The following is a 552-nucleotide window of genomic DNA, read 5'->3' on the forward strand; positions in this document are numbered from 1 at the left end:
TTCCTGTATCCACCGGCAGCTTGCTAAGAAAACGGTGGCCTGCTCCCTCTCCCCTTTATTCTAGGACATCCCACCCATACCCAAACTTTTAGTCCTAGCAAGCGAGAAGAATTTGGTACCCCAGTCATCTCATCTCAATCCTAAATGACTACAAAGTTTGCCTTGACCTTAACTTTATGCATATGCATTTCTGATCCCTTCTAGGGTAAACTCCTGGCAGAAAACCCGGAACGGATCCGGAGACCTGGGAGACAACCATGCCTTTTTACGTGGGTTTGCGGCGCCATGCCCTGCAAGGTTTTATTTTCTCTACGCTAACAGCTCTACTTGTCCAGGCGGGGCCGGCTCGGGCCGATCTGCCCGGAACGGCGGATCCTCCGGGGCTCAAGCGCTTTGCAGGATCCAGCATTGTGTTTCAATCGCGGGCCGATTACGACCGCTTTAAGTTGGCCCTTGAAAAAATCGTCTTCAGTGGCGCGATGGGAGCTGTGCAGCCGTACCGGTCTCAAACTGTCGAAGGGCGTCGCATCACGACCTATTACCGACTGCCGG

The 552-nt window shown here is 53.3% G+C and carries 1 protein-coding gene; it reads left to right on the top strand.

All coding sequences use genetic code 11. The annotated features are described in order from the left end of the window. Nucleotides 1-257: 257 nt before the first annotated feature. On the top strand, nt 258-552 hold a 295-nt coding region (locus NW838_RS11075), incomplete at its 3' end, for a hypothetical protein (protein ID WP_414428048.1).

Source organism: Synechococcus sp. R55.2, assembly GCF_047462075.1.
Taxonomy (GTDB): Bacteria; Cyanobacteriota; Cyanobacteriia; order Thermostichales; family Thermostichaceae; genus Thermostichus.